General features: G+C 38.2%; 22 protein-coding genes. 11 read left to right on the plus strand and 11 right to left on the minus strand.

Annotated features, from left to right (window positions below; translation table 11 throughout):
• Positions 1 to 105: 105 nt before the first annotated feature.
• Positions 106 to 492: a Cu(I)-responsive transcriptional regulator gene (locus ABW51_RS08500; RefSeq protein WP_053466393.1), complete on the plus strand. Its 387-nt coding sequence runs from the start codon at positions 106 to 108 to the stop codon at positions 490 to 492.
• A 13-nt stretch (positions 493 to 505) separates the two neighbouring features.
• Here the strand turns inward: ABW51_RS08500 and metJ are convergent, their stop codons facing one another.
• Positions 506 to 823, minus strand: a complete 318-nt coding sequence (gene metJ / locus ABW51_RS08505; RefSeq protein ID WP_005634287.1) for a met regulon transcriptional regulator MetJ — start codon at positions 821 to 823, stop codon at positions 506 to 508.
• 247 nt (positions 824 to 1,070) lie between these two features.
• On the opposite strand from metJ, the gene rho reads away from it, so the two are divergent.
• On the plus strand, positions 1,071 to 2,333 hold the full coding sequence (gene rho / locus ABW51_RS08510; RefSeq protein ID WP_005629550.1) for a transcription termination factor Rho: 1,263 nt from the start codon (positions 1,071 to 1,073) through the stop codon (positions 2,331 to 2,333).
• A 53-nt stretch (positions 2,334 to 2,386) separates the two neighbouring features.
• Here rho and ABW51_RS08515 read toward each other — a convergent pair whose 3' ends face one another.
• From ABW51_RS08515 to ABW51_RS08530, 4 genes are read right to left on the minus strand one after another with little or no spacing between them, the layout of a single operon-like run.
• Positions 2,387 to 3,079: a prepilin peptidase gene (locus ABW51_RS08515; RefSeq protein ID WP_053466394.1), complete on the minus strand. Its 693-nt coding sequence runs from the start codon at positions 3,077 to 3,079 to the stop codon at positions 2,387 to 2,389.
• Positions 3,076 to 4,296, minus strand: a complete 1,221-nt coding sequence (locus tag ABW51_RS08520) for a type II secretion system F family protein (RefSeq protein WP_053466395.1) — start codon at positions 4,294 to 4,296, stop codon at positions 3,076 to 3,078. Before ABW51_RS08520 ends, ABW51_RS08515 begins: the two co-directional genes overlap by 4 nt.
• Positions 4,293 to 5,687, minus strand: a complete 1,395-nt coding sequence (locus ABW51_RS08525) for a GspE/PulE family protein (RefSeq protein WP_053466396.1) — start codon at positions 5,685 to 5,687, stop codon at positions 4,293 to 4,295. The genes ABW51_RS08520 and ABW51_RS08525 overlap by 4 nt, the downstream gene beginning before the upstream one ends.
• On the minus strand, positions 5,684 to 6,133 hold the full coding sequence (locus ABW51_RS08530) for a prepilin-type N-terminal cleavage/methylation domain-containing protein (protein ID WP_053466397.1): 450 nt from the start codon (positions 6,131 to 6,133) through the stop codon (positions 5,684 to 5,686). Before ABW51_RS08530 ends, ABW51_RS08525 begins: the two co-directional genes overlap by 4 nt.
• A 114-nt stretch (positions 6,134 to 6,247) precedes the next feature.
• Between ABW51_RS08530 and ampD the strand changes: the two genes are divergently transcribed.
• From ampD to tadA, 6 genes are all read left to right on the plus strand, one after another.
• Complete coding sequence (gene ampD, locus ABW51_RS08535) at positions 6,248 to 6,802, plus strand: 1,6-anhydro-N-acetylmuramyl-L-alanine amidase AmpD (protein WP_053466398.1); 555 nt, start codon at positions 6,248 to 6,250, stop codon at positions 6,800 to 6,802.
• Positions 6,803 to 7,326: 524 nt separating this feature from the next.
• Entirely contained in the window at positions 7,327 to 7,917 is a 591-nt protein-coding gene (gene rppH, locus ABW51_RS08540) for an RNA pyrophosphohydrolase (RefSeq protein WP_053466399.1), read from the plus strand.
• On the plus strand, positions 7,917 to 8,714 hold the full coding sequence (locus ABW51_RS08545; RefSeq protein ID WP_053466400.1) for a sulfite exporter TauE/SafE family protein: 798 nt from the start codon (positions 7,917 to 7,919) through the stop codon (positions 8,712 to 8,714). Before rppH ends, ABW51_RS08545 begins: the two co-directional genes overlap by 1 nt.
• An 8-nt stretch (positions 8,715 to 8,722) precedes the next feature.
• Positions 8,723 to 9,529 carry a prolipoprotein diacylglyceryl transferase gene (lgt, locus tag ABW51_RS08550; RefSeq protein WP_053466401.1) on the plus strand — a complete coding sequence of 269 codons (807 nt, stop codon included), beginning with the start codon at positions 8,723 to 8,725 and terminating at the stop codon, positions 9,527 to 9,529.
• A gap of 9 nt (positions 9,530 to 9,538) precedes the next feature.
• A complete protein-coding gene (locus ABW51_RS08555) occupies positions 9,539 to 10,390 on the plus strand; it encodes a thymidylate synthase (RefSeq protein ID WP_053466402.1) in 852 nt (283 codons plus the stop codon).
• Positions 10,390 to 10,905: a tRNA adenosine(34) deaminase TadA gene (gene tadA / locus ABW51_RS08560; RefSeq protein WP_053466403.1), complete on the plus strand. Its 516-nt coding sequence runs from the start codon at positions 10,390 to 10,392 to the stop codon at positions 10,903 to 10,905. Before ABW51_RS08555 ends, tadA begins: the two co-directional genes overlap by 1 nt.
• A gap of 33 nt (positions 10,906 to 10,938) precedes the next feature.
• On the opposite strand, the gene ABW51_RS08565 is transcribed toward tadA, so the two are convergent.
• Complete coding sequence (locus ABW51_RS08565) at positions 10,939 to 11,253, minus strand: DUF721 domain-containing protein (RefSeq protein WP_053466404.1); 315 nt, start codon at positions 11,251 to 11,253, stop codon at positions 10,939 to 10,941.
• Between the two features lie 79 nt (positions 11,254 to 11,332).
• Here ABW51_RS08565 and secM point away from each other — a divergent pair, with 79 nt between their 5' ends.
• The 3 genes from secM (at position 11,333) to mutT (ending at position 14,943) form a co-directional block, all read left to right on the plus strand.
• The gene (gene secM, locus ABW51_RS08570; protein ID WP_053466405.1) at positions 11,333 to 11,635 is read left to right on the plus strand and encodes a secA translation cis-regulator SecM; all 303 of its coding nucleotides are present in this window, start codon (positions 11,333 to 11,335) and stop codon (positions 11,633 to 11,635) included.
• 124 nt (positions 11,636 to 11,759) lie between these two features.
• On the plus strand, positions 11,760 to 14,465 hold the full coding sequence (gene secA, locus ABW51_RS08575) for a preprotein translocase subunit SecA (RefSeq protein ID WP_053466406.1): 2,706 nt from the start codon (positions 11,760 to 11,762) through the stop codon (positions 14,463 to 14,465).
• 64 nt (positions 14,466 to 14,529) lie between these two features.
• Positions 14,530 to 14,943, plus strand: a complete 414-nt coding sequence (mutT, locus tag ABW51_RS08580) for an 8-oxo-dGTP diphosphatase MutT (protein WP_053466407.1) — start codon at positions 14,530 to 14,532, stop codon at positions 14,941 to 14,943.
• A 47-nt stretch (positions 14,944 to 14,990) separates the two neighbouring features.
• On the opposite strand, the gene ABW51_RS08585 is transcribed toward mutT, so the two are convergent.
• The 5 genes from ABW51_RS08585 to yggU form a co-directional block, all read right to left on the minus strand.
• A complete protein-coding gene (locus tag ABW51_RS08585) occupies positions 14,991 to 15,254 on the minus strand; it encodes a DUF5339 domain-containing protein (protein WP_032803225.1) in 264 nt (87 codons plus the stop codon).
• 87 nt (positions 15,255 to 15,341) lie between these two features.
• Positions 15,342 to 16,376, minus strand: coding sequence for a DNA polymerase III subunit delta (gene holA / locus ABW51_RS08590; RefSeq protein ID WP_053466408.1), 1,035 nt, complete (start codon positions 16,374 to 16,376; stop codon positions 15,342 to 15,344).
• On the minus strand, positions 16,376 to 16,879 hold the full coding sequence (locus ABW51_RS08595; RefSeq protein ID WP_053466409.1) for an LPS-assembly lipoprotein LptE: 504 nt from the start codon (positions 16,877 to 16,879) through the stop codon (positions 16,376 to 16,378). The genes holA and ABW51_RS08595 overlap by 1 nt, the downstream gene beginning before the upstream one ends.
• A 95-nt stretch (positions 16,880 to 16,974) precedes the next feature.
• Positions 16,975 to 19,560, minus strand: a complete 2,586-nt coding sequence (gene leuS, locus ABW51_RS08600) for a leucine--tRNA ligase (protein ID WP_053466410.1) — start codon at positions 19,558 to 19,560, stop codon at positions 16,975 to 16,977.
• Positions 19,561 to 19,688: 128 nt separating this feature from the next.
• Positions 19,689 to 19,976 carry a DUF167 family protein YggU gene (yggU, locus tag ABW51_RS08605; RefSeq protein ID WP_053466411.1) on the minus strand — a complete coding sequence of 96 codons (288 nt, stop codon included), beginning with the start codon at positions 19,974 to 19,976 and terminating at the stop codon, positions 19,689 to 19,691.
• Positions 19,977 to 20,087: the final 111 nt, after the last annotated feature.

The following is a 20,087-nucleotide window of genomic DNA, read 5'->3' on the forward strand; positions in this document are numbered from 1 at the left end:
CCTTTTATGTTTAATGTGATAGTTTTCATTTTTACTCCTTGTTAGTTGTTTTATTGATGGTTAAACTATAAACCTTTACATAAGGTTAAGGTCAAGAAGTTTTTTATGAATATTAGTGAAGCCGCAAAATTAGTAGGTTTATCTACAAAACAAATCCGTGATTATGAAAAAATAGGGTTAATTAAACCCGCTGTTCGCAGTTTGTCAGGCTATCGAAATTATGGAGAAAGTGATTTAGAAAGGTTGCATTTTATTCGACACTCACGCAATGTTGGGTTTTCGTTACATCAAATCGCACAATTATTAGCACTACAAGATAATCCTAAGCGTAGCTGCCGAGAAGTGAAAGTGCTAACTGCTCAACATATTGCGATGTTGAATCAACAAATAGAACAGTTACAAAAAATGGTACAAGAATTGCAGCGTTGGCATGATAATTGTCAGGGCAATGACTACCCTGAATGTTCAATTTTGAATGGCTTGAACGGATAAGTGAAAAGTGCGGTTAATATTCCCAACTTTCTGGATCGACACCTAATTCACGCATAAGCACTTTGGCATCTTCAGGGATTTCATCATTACGCTCTTTCATTAAATCTGCATCGGTGGGTAAAGGCTGTCCTGTGAATGCGTGCAAGAACGCTTCACAAAGCAATTCACTGTTAGTTGCGTGACGTAAACTTTTCAATTGGCGGCGAGTGCGTTCATTAGTCAAAATTTCCAGTACTTTAATGGGAATGGATACTGTAATTTTTTTTACTTGCTCACTTTTTTTGCCATGTTCTGCATAAGGGCTGATATATTTTCCGTCCCAATCTGCCATAATTTACCTTAAGTGCTTATTGATAACCTTACAAATTGTCCGTATTCTAATTAAAAATCAAATAAATAACAATCTAGACGGCTAAACTTCCAAAATAAGTTCTTAAAAAAAGTGCGGTAATTTTTTATATTAAATGCTAATAAAAGCTAGACAGCGTAGGGTTTTAGTGGTAATTTACGCGCCATTCAAAGGGTGCAAGCCCACCATTCGAATAATCAATTCTTATTAATTCCAATATTTATTCATTATGCATTTAACAGAACTTAAAAATACGCCTGTTTCTGATCTTGTGAAACTCGGCGAGGAGCAGATGGGCTTAGAAAATTTAGCACGTTTGCGTAAACAAGATATTGTCTTTGCAATCTTAAAACAGCACGCCAAAAGTGGCGAAGATATTTTCGGCGGTGGCGTGTTAGAAATTTTACCAGATGGTTTTGGTTTCCTTCGTTCTGCTGACAGTTCCTACCTTGCAGGCCCTGATGATATCTATGTTTCCCCAAGTCAAATTCGTCGTTTTAATCTTCAAACTGGGGATAAAATCGAAGGCAAAATTCGTCCACCAAAAGAAGGCGAACGTTATTTTGCACTTTTAAAAGTTGATCAAGTTAATGACGATAAACCCGAAGTTTCTCGTAGCAAAATCTTATTTGAAAACTTAACGCCATTGCACGCTAATTCGCGTTTAAGAATGGAACGTGGCAATGGCTCAACAGAAGATTTGACTGCCCGTATTTTGGATTTAGCCTCGCCAATTGGTAAAGGCCAACGTGGGTTAATCGTAGCACCACCAAAAGCGGGTAAAACCATGTTGCTGCAAAATATTGCGCAAAGTATCACGCATAATTATCCTGATGTGGAACTTATCGTATTACTGATTGATGAACGCCCAGAAGAAGTGACAGAAATGCAACGTTCAGTAAAAGGCGAAGTCATTGCGTCTACTTTTGATGAACCCGCAACTCGTCACGTTCAAGTGGCAGAAATGGTAATCGAAAAAGCGAAACGTTCAGTAGAGCATAAAAAAGATGTGGTCATTTTGCTTGATTCTATTACTCGTTTAGCGCGCGCTTACAATACAGTCACTCCAGCTTCAGGTAAAATTTTGTCTGGTGGTGTGGATGCTAACGCATTGCATCGTCCAAAACGTTTCTTTGGTGCTGCACGTAACGTGGAAGAAGGTGGTAGTTTAACTATTATTGCCACTGCGCTAGTTGATACCGGTTCAAAAATGGATGAAGTTATTTTCGAAGAATTTAAAGGTACGGGTAATATGGAATTACACCTTTCTCGTAAAATTGCAGAAAGACGCGTATTCCCAGCCATTGACTTTAAACGCTCAGGTACTCGTAAAGAAGACTTACTCACAACATCTGATGAATTACAAAAAATGTGGATCCTTCGTAAGATTCTTAATCCAATGGATGAAGTGGATGCAATGGAATTCTTGATTGATAAGCTGATGATGGCGAAAACCAACGAAGAGTTTTTTGAAGTGATGAAACGTTCGTAAAAGCAACCGCACTTCTATGAAGAACAAGGGGAAAATATTATGTTTTCCCCTTTTTAATATCCGTAATATTTGACGAAATAAATGATGACAGCTGATAAGTTCATAAAAGGGGCAAAAGGTATAAATTCTTTTTTCTTTTTATGAATAAGCGAAAAACATATTCCAAGCACTGAGGCTAATAATAAAAAGTGCGGTAAGGTTTCTAAATGAATAAAACTTCCTAATGCCATTGCTAGCCAATAATCTCCCCGTCCAAAGGCTTCTTTTCTGTAATAACATTTTGCAATCCAATAGATTGCGTAGAAAACAATAAAAAAACTAGCCGCACTTTTTATGCTTTCAGATAACGTAAGCAATGAAAAGTTATTGTCAGCTCCAAATAAACCGAGAGTAAGTAACCATAAACAGGGAGTCGTAGAAATAAGTTGATAATCCCAATCAAGATAACTAATTGCCCAAAGGATAATAAGTGTGAGCCCTAGCCATATAGCGAAAGTAGAGTCCTTGAAGGTAATTTGTAAACATAGAAATCCTAGCCCAACACTTAAAAAATACCTCAAAATATGACCGCACTTTTTTTGTTGAATAGAGGAAAAGCTAGGCTGAAATGACAGAAAGTTTTGTGGAAATAATTCAACGTAAGTCGCATAAATCTCTTGCTGCAAACGTGTAATAAAACCAGATAGGTAGAACCACAATACGATCCCTAAGATACCGCCTAATAAAAACATTGTGAAATAAATCATTGAATAACAGAACCCATATTAAAGATAGGTAAATACATTCCCATCATAATAATCCCAATCAGACTGCCGATTATCACCATCATTAATGGTTCTAGCATTTGTGAGAGTAAGTCAATTTGATGATTAAGTTTTTCTTGGTAATTATCCGCAATATGCTCTAGCATTAAAGCGAGTTTTCCGCTTTGCTCGCCAATTTGGAGCATTTGTTGTGCTTCTATCGGGAACAGATCGCTACTTACACTATGAGAAAACGCATAGCCTTGAGAAACCCATTGTAAAATTGACCGCACTTCTTTATCTAATACGATGTCATTTGCAAGAGTTTTCTTGGTTTGCCACGTTTGTGTGCGAGGGAGAAAACTCTCTAGTGCTTGATTAAGCGGTACGCCGGCCTGCAACATAATTTGTAAACTTTGACTAAAGTTCACTAAACGTGAAAGCTTTTGAATTGTGCCAAAAATAGGCGTGATAGAGATAAGTTGGTTTTTCTGTTGATTAAACCAGGTCTGGCGTTTTAGATAGAAGTAATAAAATAGAAAAAAACTAAAAGAGAAAAATAGCAAAATGCCAATATTTTGCTTAAGAAAATTGGATATAAAGAGCAATATTGCGGTTATTGTTGGTAATTCGGCATTATTGTCACTATACATTTCAGCAAATTGAGGCACGATAAAAAGCAATAATGCGAGTGTTAGTAATAGTGAAATGACTAACACCATTGATGGGTACAACATGATTTTCTGTAATTTGCGTTGTAATGCCAAAGATTGACTACGATGCGAGGCTATTTTTTTACAAACAACGGAAAGTTTTCCCGTCATTTCTCCCACTTGAATCAGTTGAATTTCTTGTTGAGTGAGATATTTTCCTTGTTGTTCAATGGCTTGTGAGAATGCTAAACCTGACTCAATGGATTGGAGTAGCTGTTCAAGCCATTCATTGAGCATAATTTGAGTACAATTTTGTTGCAAAATTTGCAGACTGTTTTTTAACGGAATTGCGGACTGTAGCAATGTTGCTAATTGATTGAGTAATTCACTGATTTCTGAATTTTTGGGCTTTGCCCCAAATTGCCAGTTTTGTTGTAATTTGATGTGAGTAAGCCCGCGGCTTATTAATTGAAAGTGTGCTTGTTGTTTCGTATCCGCAATAATTGAACCTTTTTGTTTTTGATTTAGTGTGTTGTTGCCTTGATAATAAAAGAGTTTTTTAGTCATAAATTTTTACCTAACACACGTTCAATTTCTTTCTCATCGGTTATTCCTTGATTAACTTTTTCTAGACCACTCTCTCGTAAATTCTCAAAATCCGTTTGATAGCCATTCTGTTGCCAATGTAGAAATTGATACACGCCGATTCGCCCTCGATAACCTTGATGGCAATCACAAGAATTTATTAAATTTCCACCGCACTTTGAACAAAGCTTTCGTACAAGACGCTGCGCAATAACGAGCAGTAAACTGTTTTCAATTTCATACTGTTGAATACCGAGTTGTTGTAAGCGAGATATAGCAGATATTGCATCATTGGTATGTAAAGTTGAAAGCACCAAATGCCCAGTTTGTGCCGCACGTAATGCAATCCTTGCACTTTCTTCATCGCGAATTTCGCCTAACATAATAATATCGGGATCTTGGCGTAAGAAAGTGCGCAATAGGCGGTTAAAATTTAGTCCTATTTGTGGATTAATTTGGCTTTGAATAATGCCATCAAGTTCAATTTCAATGGGATCTTCCGCTGTCATAATATGTTTATCTGGGGTATTCAGCCACTGAAGTGCGGTGTAAAGTGAGATACTTTTCCCACTTCCTGTTGGGCCGGTTACTAAAATTAATCCTTGTGGTTGGCTAAGCGCACGTTGAAATACTTGCTGTTGACTCTCGGTCATGCCCAGTTCAGAAAAGCTGAGTTCTACGGGTTTATTTTGCTGTGCTCTCAGGACAACTTTCTCTCCCCAATGAGTTGGTAACGTTGAAAGACGGAAATCAAGAATATCGGAAAACGTAGTTTTAAATTGAAATCGTCCATCTTGTGGAAGGCGGGTTTCACTAATATCTAATTTAGCCAGTAATTTTAAGCGTGAAATAATACGATTGGCGAATATTTTGCTTATTAAGGGTTGCAGTTGTAAAACACCATCAATTCTAAACCGCACTTGAAACTGATCAGCCAAGGTTTCTAAATGAATATCAGAGGCATTTTTTTGTAAGGCAGATTCAAAAATCTGATTAAGTAAGCGGATAACAGGTTCATCATCTTCTTGTTCAAAATGGGGTTCTTGATGTTGATAGAATTTAACTTGCTCTTCCACTTGCATTTGGCGCGGAGTAAGTTGTTGTAACAATTCTTTGAGTTGGCTGCTTTCTAACAAAATTGGTTCGACAGGTTTTCCTGTTATAAACGCAATGGTTTCACAAGCTGAAAGATTGGAGAGAGAATCAACCCCTAGCCAGAGACGATTATTTTCTTCTTTAAGTGGCAAAGCAAAATACCGCAAGAGCAAGGATTGTTGCTGCTGATTACGTTCCCATAAATCTGGCGAGATCGTAAATACCTCGCCATTTTGAGCGGTTACATGTTGAGTATGGAATAAAGCATAGCTCGTCATTGTGTGATACTTCCGCAAAAATTTGCTGGAAATAAAGAGGCATCCGTTCCTTTGCAGGTTGTTGTCCAAGTTACACCTGCTGCAGCATTACCTGTAGCTTGCAAAATATATTCCATATTTGCCAATGTGCCATCCCCTTTTACGGTAATGCCACCCGATTGAGTTTTCACTGAGGCTACATAGCCTTTTGCTGTTGTAATATCAGCTGCAATACCATTTTTTCCACCTGTACAGTTTGTTGTTTCATTTGTGCTATATACACATAATTCCACATCAGCCTTATAAGGCGCAGAAGCTTGCAGTAATTCGGATACCGCTGCTTTTTTGGTATAATTTTGATAAGAAGGAATAGCGATAGTGGCTAAAATCGCGATGATAGCGATGACTATCATCAATTCAATTAAGGTAAACCCTTTATTCAAGGTAGTTTGTGTAGTTAGTTTCATTTATTTTCCTTTCGTTAAGCCTTTATTGGCTGAAATATTGTGAAAAGGAAAAATTGTTTTGTAAAACAGATCACACTTTTTCTGCGATCCTGATCGCAAAAATAGGAAAAATGTATGCGAAAAATAAAAGATATTGAGAAAGGATTTCTGACTGCTTGTCGACAAATTCCATCTCCGCATTTTGATGAACGTCCAGATTTACAAGATATTTCACTTCTTGTGATCCATTACATTAGCTTACCTCCAGAACAATTTGGTGGCGGATATGTGGATGATTTTTTTCAAGGGAAATTAGATCCTAAAATTCATCCTTATTTTGAAGAAATTTATCAAATGCGCGTTTCTGCCCATTGTTTGATTGAACGAGATGGGCGAATCACGCAATATGTTAATTTTAACCAAAGGGCTTGGCATGCTGGATTATCTAGCTTTCAAGGGCGAGAAAAATGTAATGATTTTGCCATTGGAATTGAGTTGGAGGGGAGTAATGAACAACCTTTTACTAATGAGCAGTATTTGGCATTGCAAGAGCTGACTAACTTAATCATGAAAAGTTACCCTAAAATTACGAAAGAACGAATTGTTGGGCATTGTGATATTTCGCCAGGACGTAAGATCGATCCTGGTCAATATTTCGATTGGGAACGTTATTTTGCCAGCCTAAAATAATTTGTTTAAAAATTAGACATTAAAATTTAGAGACTTCTGTGTATTACAAATATTGTCATATTTTGCTGCTAAATACTTGAATTTAAATGGATAAATTTTACCTTGGAATTAGCTTGGAAAGGTTTGTTTGAGTTATACAACATTATGGATTTTCTCAACCACAATTTTATCCACAGAAATATTGAATAACTCAAAGAGATGACCAAAAGATCTTTGATGAATGGAATCGCTTTAAAAATTGTATTTTTTTACCGCACTTTCTTGCATTTTTGTGTGTAAAAAGTGCGGTTTATTTTTGTTTTAGATCTTTTGATTGGAAATAACTCAATTTATTTTCAAGTTTGATGAGATAAGGCTCCTTCTCTGTTTTTACGTGATCAATTCACAATCAGAAATCCATTATTCACAATGTTATCCACAATCTGTGTATTTTCTTGTGTAACCAGCCCTTTGGTTGATAAAAACACTGATTTATGAAACAATCTGCAGACTATTTTTATATGAAAATTTAAGGTAAAACGATAGTGATCGATTTTGATGGCTACCGTCCAAATGTGGGTATTGTGATTTGTAATCGCAAAGGGCAAGTGCTTTGGGCGAAGCGTTGTGGGCAAAATTCGTGGCAGTTTCCGCAAGGTGGCATTAATGATAATGAAAGTGCCGAACAAGCAATGTATCGCGAGCTGCACGAAGAAGTTGGTTTACAACCTAAAGATGTGCGTATTTTGTATGTATCTAAGCATTGGTTGCGTTATAAATTACCAAAACGTTTGTTGCGCTATGACAGCAAGCCGATGTGTATAGGTCAAAAACAACGCTGGTTTTTGTTGCAGCTTGTTGGCGATGAAAAAAATATCAATATGAAAACGACCAAATCGCCAGAATTTGATGGATGGCGTTGGGTGAGTTTTTGGTATCCTGTTCGCCAGGTCGTATCTTTCAAAAAAGAAGTGTATCGTAAAGCGATGAAAGAATTTTCGAGCGTGTTGTTTTCGGAAAATCCTCCAGTATATCAACCTTCACGAGAATTGGAGCAAAAAGCTTACAATCATCCTAAAAAATACAATGGTTCAAAATTTCCAAAACGTTTTTTCAATAAAACAAGGAATTCATAATGCTTAGTTTTATTTTGCTTTGTTTGCTTGTGGGGTGTGTGGCTGGTTTTTTAGCTGGGCTTTTTGGTATTGGTGGCGGATTGCTTATAGTACCAGTATTAGTCTATTTATTACCAATGGTAGGCGTGCCAGAACCTTTGTTAATGTCTACCGCACTTGGTACCTCTTTTGCCACGATTGTTATTACTGGATTTTCTTCGGCACAACGACATCATAAGTTAGGTAATGTTGTATGGAGTGCGGTGAAAGTTCTCGCTCCGAGCATTATGCTTAGTGTCTTTATTTGTGGTTTCTTTATCGGAAAACTTGATCGCGATATTTCTAGTAAATTATTTGCCTGTTTAGTGGTTTATCTCGCTGTTAAAATGGTCTTATCTATTAAACCTAAGACAAATAAAACAGTTAAACCTTTGACGACTCAATCGTCTATTATCGGTGGTATTTTAATTGGCATGGTATCTAGTGCTGCAGGTATTGGCGGTGGTGGATTTATTGTTCCGTTTTTAAATTCTCGTGGTATCGATATAAAAAAGGCCATTGGTTCCTCGGCTTTCTGTGGCATGTTACTCGGAACTTCTGGAATGTTCAGTTTTATGTTAAGTGGCTGGGGGAATGCTACAATGCCGGAATATTCTTTAGGCTACATTTATTTCCCTGCAGTGTTATGTATTACTGCCACATCGTTTTTCACATCAAAACTTGGTGCGACAGCTACTTCAAAATTACCCGTGCCAACCTTAAAGAAAGGGTTTGCACTTTTCTTAATTATCATTGCTATTGATATGTTCACTAGATAGAGAAGATTATGAATTCAAATTATTTGCTTCTGCCTCATTTTGAACCAACCATTTTTACTCTTGGTGATAGCAATATCGGCTTACGTTGGTATGGCTTGATGTACCTTTTAGGCTTTGTTTTTGCACGCTGGCTTGCGGTTCGCCGTGCTAATCGTCCAAATAGCGGTTGGACAGTGGATCAAGTTGATAGCTTACTTTTCAACGGTTTTATGGGGGTATTTATTGGCGGACGTGTTGGCGATGTATTTTTCTATAATCTCGATCATTTCTTACAAGAACCACTTTATTTATTCCGTGTTTGGGAAGGTGGAATGTCGTTCCACGGCGGCTTAATTGGTGTAATTGTAGCCATGATTTGGACGTCTTATTCACAAAAACGTCATTTTTGGCAAACGGCTGATTTTGTCGCGCCTTTGATTCCGTTTGGTTTAGGTTTAGGTCGAATTGGTAATTTCATTAATCTTGAGCTATGGGGACGCGAAACGGATGTGCCTTGGGCAATGATTTTCCCGAATGATCCGCTCTTACTTCCTCGTCATCCATCACAACTTTATGAAGCCTTTTTAGAAGGTATAATATTGTTTGCAATTCTGAATATTTTTATTAAAAAGCCACGTCCAATGGGGTCTGTTGCAGGCTTATTCTTAATTGGTTATGGTGTCTTCCGTTTTATTGTGGAATATGTGCGTGAACCTGAAGTTGAAAATTTCTTTGGAGTCATTACGCGTGGACAAGCGCTTTGCTTACCGATGATTATTGGTGGTGCCTTAATTATGGCTTGGGCGTATTCACGCAAAAGTGCGGTAATAAAATAGGAGATTTTTATGAAGCAATATCTTGATCTTTGTCGCCGCATTGTTAATGAAGGGGAATGGGTTGCTAATGAGCGCACAGGCAAACGCTGCCTTACAGTGATTAATGCGGATTTAGAATATGATGTGGCAAATAATCAATTTCCGTTGATAACCACGCGTAAAAGTTATTGGAAAGCGGCCATTGCTGAATTTTTAGGTTACATTCGTGGATATGACAATGCTGCTGATTTCCGTGCACTTGGTACTAAAACTTGGGATGCCAATGCGAATGAAAATGCCGCATGGCTTGCCAATCCGCACCGTAGAGGCGTTGATGATATGGGGCGCGTATATGGTGTGCAAGGCAGAGCATGGCGTAAGCCTAATGGCGAAACTATCGATCAGTTACGTAAAATCGTTAATAATTTAACGAAAGGTATCGATGATCGAGGCGAAATTCTCACTTTTTTTAATCCTGGCGAATTTGATCTTGGTTGTCTTCGTCCTTGTATGCACACGCATACTTTTTCTCTTGTGGGCGAAACCTTACATCTCACTAGCTATCAACGTTCCTGTGATGTTCCGCTTGGATTGAATTTCAATCAAATTCAAGTATTTACTTTCTTAGCGCTTATGGCACAGATTACGGGTAAAAAAGCAGGCAAGGCATATCATAAAATTGTGAATGCGCACATTTATGAAGATCAGCTTGAATTAATGCGTGATGTGCAACTTAAACGCGAGCCTTTCCCGTTGCCAAAATTAGAAATCAATCCAGATATAAAAACACTTGAAGATTTAGAAACTTGGGTCACGATGGATGATTTCAAAGTCATTGGCTATCAATCTCATGAGCCGATTAAATATCCTTTTTCCGTCTAATGGATGTGGCAAAAGTGCGGTCAGAATTTGACGAGAAAATGATGCGCTATGCCCTTACTCTTGCGGATAAAGCGGAAGCATTAGGTGAGATTCCTGTGGGGGCGGTTTTGGTAGATGATGCTGGAAATATTATTGGAGAAGGTTGGAATCTCTCCATTGTTCAAAGCGATCCTACCGCGCATGCTGAAATTATCGCTTTGCGTAATGGCGCGAAAAATATTCAAAATTATCGCCTACTGAATACCACACTTTATGTAACATTGGAGCCTTGCACAATGTGTGCTGGGGCGATTTTGCATAGCAGAATTAAACGCCTTGTGTTCGGTGCTTCTGATTATAAAACTGGTGCGGTGGGATCACGTTTCCATTTTTTTGATGATTATAAGATGAATCATACTCTGGAGATTACATCTGGTGTATTGGCTGAAGAGTGTAGTCAGAAATTAAGCGCATTTTTTCAGAAGAGACGCGAAGAGAAAAAAATAGAGAAAGCATTGTTAAAAAAGTCTGATTGATATTAAATCTCCATTTTCTCCTATTCTTAGCTTTTAAAAACCAGGGTTTATTGTTATCTCAAGTCGTTTTACCTGCGGAAATTCTTCTTGAATGAGTTTCAACAATTCTGTCTGTCTGAATAAAATTCCTTGGCGAACGATCGCATTTGCTGTCTCAATAAAAATTGAGTTATCTATCATATTACCAATATGAAATTTACCGTGAAATTCCTGTGGAAAAATGCGGTTAAACTTTTGATTAAGTTCATTGATGGCAAGACCTTTTTTCATTATTTTTGCAAAGGGCGATTGCTCAAGCACATCCATAATATTGACTGCTTTTTGATAACGCTCAGCTTTGTTTTCCATAAAGTCTGCTCCCTAGTAAATGACATTAGTTTAGATTTCCGCTACAATACACGTAATTTTCATAATAAACAACGAGACGATGATTTCAGGCACTGTCAAACCGAATTTTTGGTCGCGATTACTTTTAAGTATCATCGCGATTTTTGCTTTGCCTAACGCACAAAGTTTTGAAAATCAAAATAATGCGGAAAATTATTCCTCGAGTGTTTCCATTCAACAAGCGTTGGAAACGGTAAAAGTAGCACGTGAAGTGCAACGACAAGCCATTCCTCAACTTTCAATTTCCCACCAAACTGAAAAACAACTTAAAATTCAACCGCACTTTTTAGCTGATGCGTTGAATCCTAGTGCGCCAATTCGAGCAGGCCCCTTGCTTATTTAATTTTTCTGTTTTTTGTGAAGAATATTGCTATTGAAATAGCGATATTTTAAAAAATTATTATGCATGAAATAAAGTATTTCATAAGCATTTAACTATTTAACTTATATATTTAAAAAGAGAAATTATGAGCATTTTAACAAGAATTTTTGGCAGTCGTAATGAACGTATTCTACGTAAATTAAAAAAACAAGTCGTTAAAATTAATAAAATGGAGCCAGCTTTTGAGGCATTAAGTGATGATGAATTAAAAGCAAAAACACAAGAGTTTCGTGATCGTTTAAGTGCGGGAGAAACTTTGCAACAAATTTTACCAGAAGCATTCGCAACGGTACGTGAAGCAAGTAAGCGCGTGCTTGGTATGCGCCATTTTGATGTTCAGCTTATTGGTGGGATGGTATTGACTAACCGCTGTATCGCAGAAATGCGCACTGGTGAAGGTAAAACATTAACTGCGACTTTGCCTTGTTATTTAATCGCACTTGAAGGGAAAGGCGTTCATGTTGTGACGGTGAATGATTATCTTGCTCGCCGAGATGCAGAAACAAACCGTCCGTTATTTGAATTTTTGGGCATGAGTGTAGGCGTAAATATTCCTGGTTTACCGCCAGAAGAAAAACGCGCAGCTTATGCAGCAGATATTACTTATGCAACCAATAGTGAACTTGGTTTTGACTACTTACGTGACAACTTAGCCCACTCAAAAGAAGAGCGTTTCCAACGTACTTTGGGTTATGCGCTGGTGGATGAGGTTGACTCCATCTTAATTGATGAAGCACGTACGCCATTGATTATTTCTGGTCAAGCAGAAGATAGTTCTGCGCTTTATATTGCAGTCAATAAACTTATTCCAAACTTAATTAAACAGGAAAAAGAAGATACAGAAGAATATCAAGGCGAAGGGGACTTTACTTTAGATCTTAAATCTAAACAGGCACATTTAACGGAACGTGGTCAAGAAAAAGTGGAAGATTGGTTGATTGCGGAAGGTTTAATGCCAGAAGGTGATTCTTTGTATTCTCCTGGTCGAATTGTATTGCTTCATCATGTTATGGCTGCCTTGCGTGCGCACACATTGTTTGAAAAAGATGTTGATTACATTGTGAAAGATGGTGAAATCGTGATTGTTGACGAACATACCGGTCGAACAATGGCAGGTCGTCGTTGGTCAGATGGTTTACATCAAGCCATTGAGGCAAAAGAAGGGGTTGAAATTAAGAGTGAAAACCAAACTGTTGCGTCAATTTCTTACCAAAATTACTTCCGTTTATATGAGCGTCTTGCGGGTATGACGGGGACTGCGGATACCGAAGCGTTTGAGTTCCAACAAATTTATGGCTTGGAAACTGTTGTTATTCCAACAAACTGTCCAATGATTCGTGATGATCGTACCGATGTGATGTTTGAAAATGAACAGTATAAATTTAATGCAATTATTGAAGACATCAAAGATTGTGTAGAACGCCAGCAACCAGTGCTAGTGGGTACGATTTCAGTAGAAAAATCGGAAGAATTGTCTAAGGCTTTAGATAAAGCGGGCATCAAACACAATGTGTTGAATGCGAAATTCCATCAACAAGAAGCGGAAATCGTGGCAGAAGCTGGTTATCCTGGTGCGGTGACTATCGCAACGAATATGGCTGGTCGCGGTACGGATATTATCCTTGGGGGTAACTGGAAAGCGCAGGCTGCTAAATTAGAAAATCCAACTCAAGAACAAATTGAAGCACTTAAAGCTGAGTGGGAAAAGAACCACGAGATTGTAATGAAAGCAGGTGGTTTGCATATTATCGGTACAGAGCGTCATGAATCTCGCCGTATCGATAACCAGTTGCGTGGTCGTTCTGGTCGTCAAGGTGACCCAGGTTCTTCTCGTTTTTATCTTTCTTTGGAAGATGGCTTAATGCGCATTTATTTAAATGAAGGTAAACTCAATTTAATGCGTAAAGCGTTCACCGTGCCTGGTGAGGCTATGGAATCGAAAATGTTGGCGAAAGTGATTGCATCTGCTCAAGCAAAAGTTGAGGCTTTCCATTTCGATGGTCGTAAAAACCTACTTGAATATGATGATGTGGCAAATGACCAACGTCATGCAATTTATGAGCAACGCAATTATTTGCTTGATAATGATGATATTTCTGAAACTATCAACGCAATTCGCCACGATGTATTTAATAGCGTGATTGATCAATATATTCCACCGCAATCTTTGGAAGAACAATGGGATATTAAAGGGCTTGAGGAACGTTTAGCTCAAGAGTTTGGTATGGAATTACCAATTTCTCATTGGCTAGAAGAAGATAATAATCTTCACGAAGAAAATTTGCGTGAACGCATCGTAGAAGTCGCAGAAAAAGAATATAAAGAAAAAGAAGCGTTGGCTGGTGAAGAAACCATGCGCAACTTTGAAAAAGGTGTCATGTTGCAAACTTTAGATGAGCTTTGGAAAGAACACTTAGCTGCGATGGATTATTTACGTCAAGGTATTCATTTACGTGGCTATGCGCAAAAAGATCCAAAACAAGAGTACAAAAAAGAATCTTTCCGTATGTTTACGGAAATGTTGGATTCTTTAAAACACCACGTTATCACGACTTTAACGCGTGTACGTGTGCGTACTCAAGAAGAAATGGAAGAAGCTGAACGTGCTCGTCAGGAGATGACTGCTCGCATCAATCAAAATAATTTACCAGTGGATGAAAATGGTCAGGCAATCCAGAATTTAGATTCTGAAGATTATTCAGAATGTCGTATTGGACGCAATGAGCCTTGTCCTTGTGGTTCGGGTAAAAAATACAAGCATTGTCATGGCAGTCGTGCTGCTCGCCATTAATGATTAGCCAAAGTGCGGTGATTTTTCACCGCACTTTTTTCATAGGTGCTATTGGATAGAAGAAATGGATAAAAAAATTATACAAGTTGCTGCGGGGATTATTCGTAATGAGTTTGGGCAGATCTATTTAACGCAGCGTTTAGAAGGACAGGATTTTGCCCAATCTTTAGAATTTCCCGGTGGAAAAGTGGATGCGGGAGAAACTCCAGAACAGGCTTTAAAACGTGAACTGGAAGAGGAAATTGGCATTGTTGTATTAAATGCTGAACTTTACGAACGCTTCCAATTTGAATATCCAACAAAGATTATTTCTTTTTTCTTTTATGTCGTAGATGAATGGATTGGAGAGCCTTTTGGGCGAGAAGGGCAAGAAGGTTTTTGGGTTGAGCAACGCGCATTAGATGCAGGGCAGTTTCCTCCTGCTAATGCAAAATTAATTCATCGCTTATTGAATGAAGCTATCCATCCCATAAAATAAAACCCTAGTCAGACTAGGGTTTATATAACAGCTATTGATTTTTCAAATTATTTCGGCATTGCAGCTTTCATTTGTTTAAGTTGCTCTGCCGCTTGATTACAAGCCTGATCTTGTGCCGCTACGGGCATTGATGCAAATTGTTGTTTGCTTGATTCATATTGTGCTTTCATTGCATTTGCTTGCGCAGCTGGCATTGATGCTAAGAAAGAATCAATTTCAGCGAAATAAGTTTTACAACTTGCAGACAAATCAGCTGCAGAAGCTGAAAAACCAAATCCCATTAAAATAAGTGTAGCTAGTGTTTTTTTCATCATGATATCCTCACGAAAGTTAATTAATAAGTCATTGCCGATGTGGCATTTTATTATACCATTTTAGTGCAAAAAAAACAATAGCGATTACAAACAAATTTTCACAGACAAATCAGCGAGTTTAATCCACACTTCATCGCTAAATTCTTGTTTAGCAAGACGTTCAATATTGGCAAGTTCTTGGATAATTTCGTAGAGTTTTTGGTAGGTTAAACGTTGAATCGCACTTAAAAAGAGCGGTCGGCGATTTTGCCAGATTTTTAGACGGTCAAATTCAGTCTTAATTTGTTGAGTTGGAAGTTTTTCCGTTGTCACAATACGTTGCTGTGGTTTGGTAAGTTCAAGCAACGTAAATAATTCTCGCTGTAGTGTGCGTAATAAAATAACAGATTGCACATCTTCAGCTTGTAACCCTTTTAAAATGCGTTTGGCACGATTTGCCTTTCCAACAAGCAACGCATCAATCCATTGAAATGGTGTAAAAATTGAGGATTGTTCGACTACGCTAATTACACGATTGTAGTTAAGTTTATGATCAGGATAGAGCAAATCTAAAAGCTGCAGAGCTTGTTTAAGAGCGAGCAGGTTATTCTCATAACTGTAACAAAGTTGTTGGATTGCTTCATCATCAGCTTCTAATCCCATCGTTTTGGTACGATTTTTTACCCAACGGGGGAGATTTTCAGCTGTAGGCGTTTGGCAATTTACAAGAATCGCACTGGTTTCATATTGGTTTAGTTCAATAAACCATGCTTGGTTTTCATTTACTTTTGCTAGCTTTGCAATTTGTAAAATCAGCAAGATATCGTCATGTAGAACCGAAATAAATTCTTGTAGATTTTTCTGTAAAAGTGCGGTGAAGTTTTCAGGTAAATTTAATACCATGACTTGTTTATTAAAAAACAATCCCATGGACTGACAGGATTCTATGAGTTGTGCCCAGTCAGTTTGGTTATCAATCTGAATGCTATTTTTCTCATCGAATCCTTGTTGGTTGGCTGTTTTATAAATGGCATCTTCACTTTCACTCAGTAACAATGGATCTTGCCCGACCAAAAAGTAAACTTTGGCTAAACGTTGGGAAAGATGTTGATTAAGTTGCTCCGGGAAGATGCGATTCATTATTTATGTTTAACCTGTTTTTCTAATGCAACCATTTTGGTAATAAGCTGACGCGCAGCTTGTTCACGCATATCATTCCAAATTATCTCTTGTTCGGCGGATTTTGCTAATGCTGCGCGAGAGTTATCAAAGAAAGTTCGGTTGACTTTTGCGGTGATTGGATGAGTTTCACCATTTGCTAAACGAACGCTTGCTTCCACTTCTAACATTAATACTTTTTCAGCTTCACGTCCGCGTTTAAAGACAGAAGCAACTTCATCATTTGTGCGGAATTTATTGATACGCAAAACAGGAATGCCTTGAGTAGAATTGACGAGTTGAACATTATTCGCTTGTAACTGATTGCGCATCGCCACTGACATTTCGCTGTATGGATCAGGGCTTTCAAATGTAAGAGTACGTAATTCTTGTGGAATTAATGTACCGTTTTGAAAATGCCAGCCGCAAGCAGAAAGCGCGGTAATACTTGTTACAATGAACAATGCTTTGATTGATTTAATCATAAAAATCACCTTTATTGTGGAGTGTATAAATTTAAAATCCATACATTAATAAAGATAGAATCTGTGAAATATCAATATTCCACAGATTCTACGGATTATGGTTTAACCACAAAATTCAACATTTTTAATGGAATATAGATTTCTTTAAGAATTTCTTTTCCATCAAGGAATTTTGCAACATTAGGATCTGCTTTCGCTGTCGCTTTAATTTCTTCTTCTGAAGAGGTTGCTGGGACAGTCACTTTTCCGCGAACTTTACCATTTACTTGCACAACAATGAGTTTTTCATCTTCTACCATTGCGGCTTCATCAGCTTTCACCCATTCAGCGGTATCGATGTTGCTTTCATTTCCTAGCACTTGCCATAATTCAAAGCAGATATGTGGCGTAATTGGATAAAGCATACGAACAACTGCACTTAATGCTTCCGCCATAACAGCACGATCTTGCTCGCTTTCTAAGGAAGCCTTAGTGAGTTTATTCATCAATTCCATTACTGCTGCAATCGCAGTATTAAATGTTTGACGACGACCAATATCATCGCTCACTTTCGCAATCGTTTTATGTACTTCACGACGAAGTGCTTTTTGCGCTGCTGAAAGTGCGGTGATATCTAGGCTAGTTTTTGCTGGGTTTTGTTGATATTGGTATACCAAATTCCAAACACGCCCTAAGAAACGTTTCGCGCCTTCTACGCCAGATTCTTGCCATTCCAAGGTCATTTCTGCTGGAGAGGCAAACATCATAAAGAGACGAACAGTATCGGCACCATATTTTTCTACCATTTCTTGTGGGTCAATACCGTTATTTTTGGATTTTGACATTTTGGTCATGCCACTGTGGACTAATTCACGCCCTTCAGGATCGGTGGCTTTAATGATGCGACCTTTCTCATCACGCTCAAGGGTCACTTGAGTTGGGCTTACCCAAATACGCTCATTGGTTGGACTTGTGTAGTAGAAGGCATCTGCAAGCACCATACCTTGACACAATAATTTATCGGCTGGTTCGTCACTGGTTACAAATCCCGCATCGCGTAATAATTTGTGGAAGAAACGGAAGTAGAGCAAGTGCATTGTTGCGTGTTCAATACCACCGATATATTGATCCACTGGCAACCAATAGTTTGCTTCTTCCGCATCAAGCATGCCATTTTGATATTGTGGACAAGTGTAACGTGCGTAATACCAAGAGGATTCCATAAAGGTATCAAAGGTATCCGTTTCTTTTAATGCAGGTACGCCGTTGAAAGTGGTTTTCGCCCAGTTAGGATCAGCTTTAATTGGGCTTTTTACGCCATCCATTACCACATCTTCAGGTAGAATAATAGGTAAATCTTCCATTGGTGCAGGTACTACATCGCCATTTTCAAGGGTTAGCATCGGAATTGGTGCCCCCCAATAACGTTGGCGCGAAACGCCCCAGTCACGTAAACGGTAATTCACTTGGCGTTTTCCAACACCTAATTTTTCTAATTTATCTGCAATGCCGTTGAAGGCGCCATCAAAATCTAAACCATCAAACTCAGCTGAGTTCACTAATTTACCGTGCTCAACGAAAGCTTGTTTGGTTAAATCAATTTCTTCATCTGCAAGTGGTGCGATCACTTGTTTAATTGGCAAACTGTATTTTTGAGCAAATTCAAAGTCGCGTTGGTCGTGAGCTGGAACAGCCATTACCGCGCCAGTACCGTAGTGCATTAACACGAAATTCGCTACCCAAATCGGTAATTTTTCACCCGTCAATGGATGAATAGCAAATAAGCCTGTTGCCATTCCTTTTTTCTCCATTGTCGCAAGATCAGCTTCTGCTACTTTTGCGTTTTTCGCTTCTTGGATAAAGGCGGCTAATTCGGGATTGTTTTGAGCAGCCAAACTTGCTAATGGATGTGCTGCCGCAATGCCTAAATAACTCACGCCGTAAAAGGTATCTGGACGCGTGGTGTAAACTGCCACTTTTTCGTTGGTGTCTGTAACATCAAAGGTAATTTCTACCCCTTCAGAACGACCGATCCAGTTACGTTGCATGGTTTTTACCATATCTGGCCATTGTGGAAGGGTATCTAAACCACCTAATAATTGCTCTGCATAGTCAGTAATTTTGATAAACCATTGTGGGATTTCTTTTTGTTCCACCGGTGTATCACAACGCCAGCAACAACCTTCGTGTACTTGCTCGTTTGCGAGTACGGTTTCATCATTCGGACACCAGTTTACGGTTGAGGTTTTTTTGTACACTAAGCCTTTTTTATAAAGCTCAGTGAAGAACCATTGTTCCCATTTGTAGTATTCTGGTTTACAGGTTGCGATTTCACGATCCCAGTCGAAACCAAAGCCTAAAAGCTGAAGTTGTTTTTTCATGTAGGCAATGTTTTCGTACGTCCATTTAGCCGGTGCAGTTTTATTTTTGATCGCCGCACCTTCTGCAGGTAAGCCAAAAGCATCCCAACCAAATGGTTGTAATACGTTTTTGCCTAGCATGCGTTGATAACGAGAAATTACATCACCAATAGTGTAGTTACGCACGTGCCCCATATGTAGGCGACCAGAAGGGTACGGGAACATAGAAAGACAGTAATATTTTTCTTTAGATTCGTCTTTGATTGCTTTGAAAACTTTATTTTCTGCCCAATATTGTTGAACCTTTGGTTCGATCATATCGGGGCGATATTGTTCTTGCATAAAATCACCTTAAATTTTAACCGCACTTTTGCAGCATTTTGACAATAGAAAATGTGGCATAGAATACCGTAAAATGGCATAAATTGATAGGGTAGGAGACCAAAGTGCGGTGATTTTTTTCTTTGTTTTTACAATAGATTTTGAATTTCTTTTGGAATTAATTTGGGGTCAGGAATCCAAACTTGTTTGTGTCGGCTCAATTCCCCTTTTTCTAAAATAATACTGCTTTTGGGCACTTTGAAGGATTTACTTAAAAATTTCAATAAATGCGCATTTGCTTGACCATCAACAGGTGGCACAGTAATGGTAATTTTTAGTTCATCATCGTGAATGCCAGCAATATGATCTTTACTGGCTTTTGGCTGTAAGAATATTCTTAATCTAATACCGTCTTTATTTTGTTCAATCGCAGACATAAATTCTTCGTTTTGTTTATTTTTCTTTATTATAAAAATGAATTATGTAAAAAATAAAGTGTGGATTGGGACTCGCTAATCCATAGCAAGCAAATACAACTTATGATATAG

Origin of the sequence: Haemophilus sp. C1 (assembly GCF_001276515.1) — a bacterium.
GTDB lineage: Bacteria > Pseudomonadota > Gammaproteobacteria > Enterobacterales > Pasteurellaceae > Haemophilus.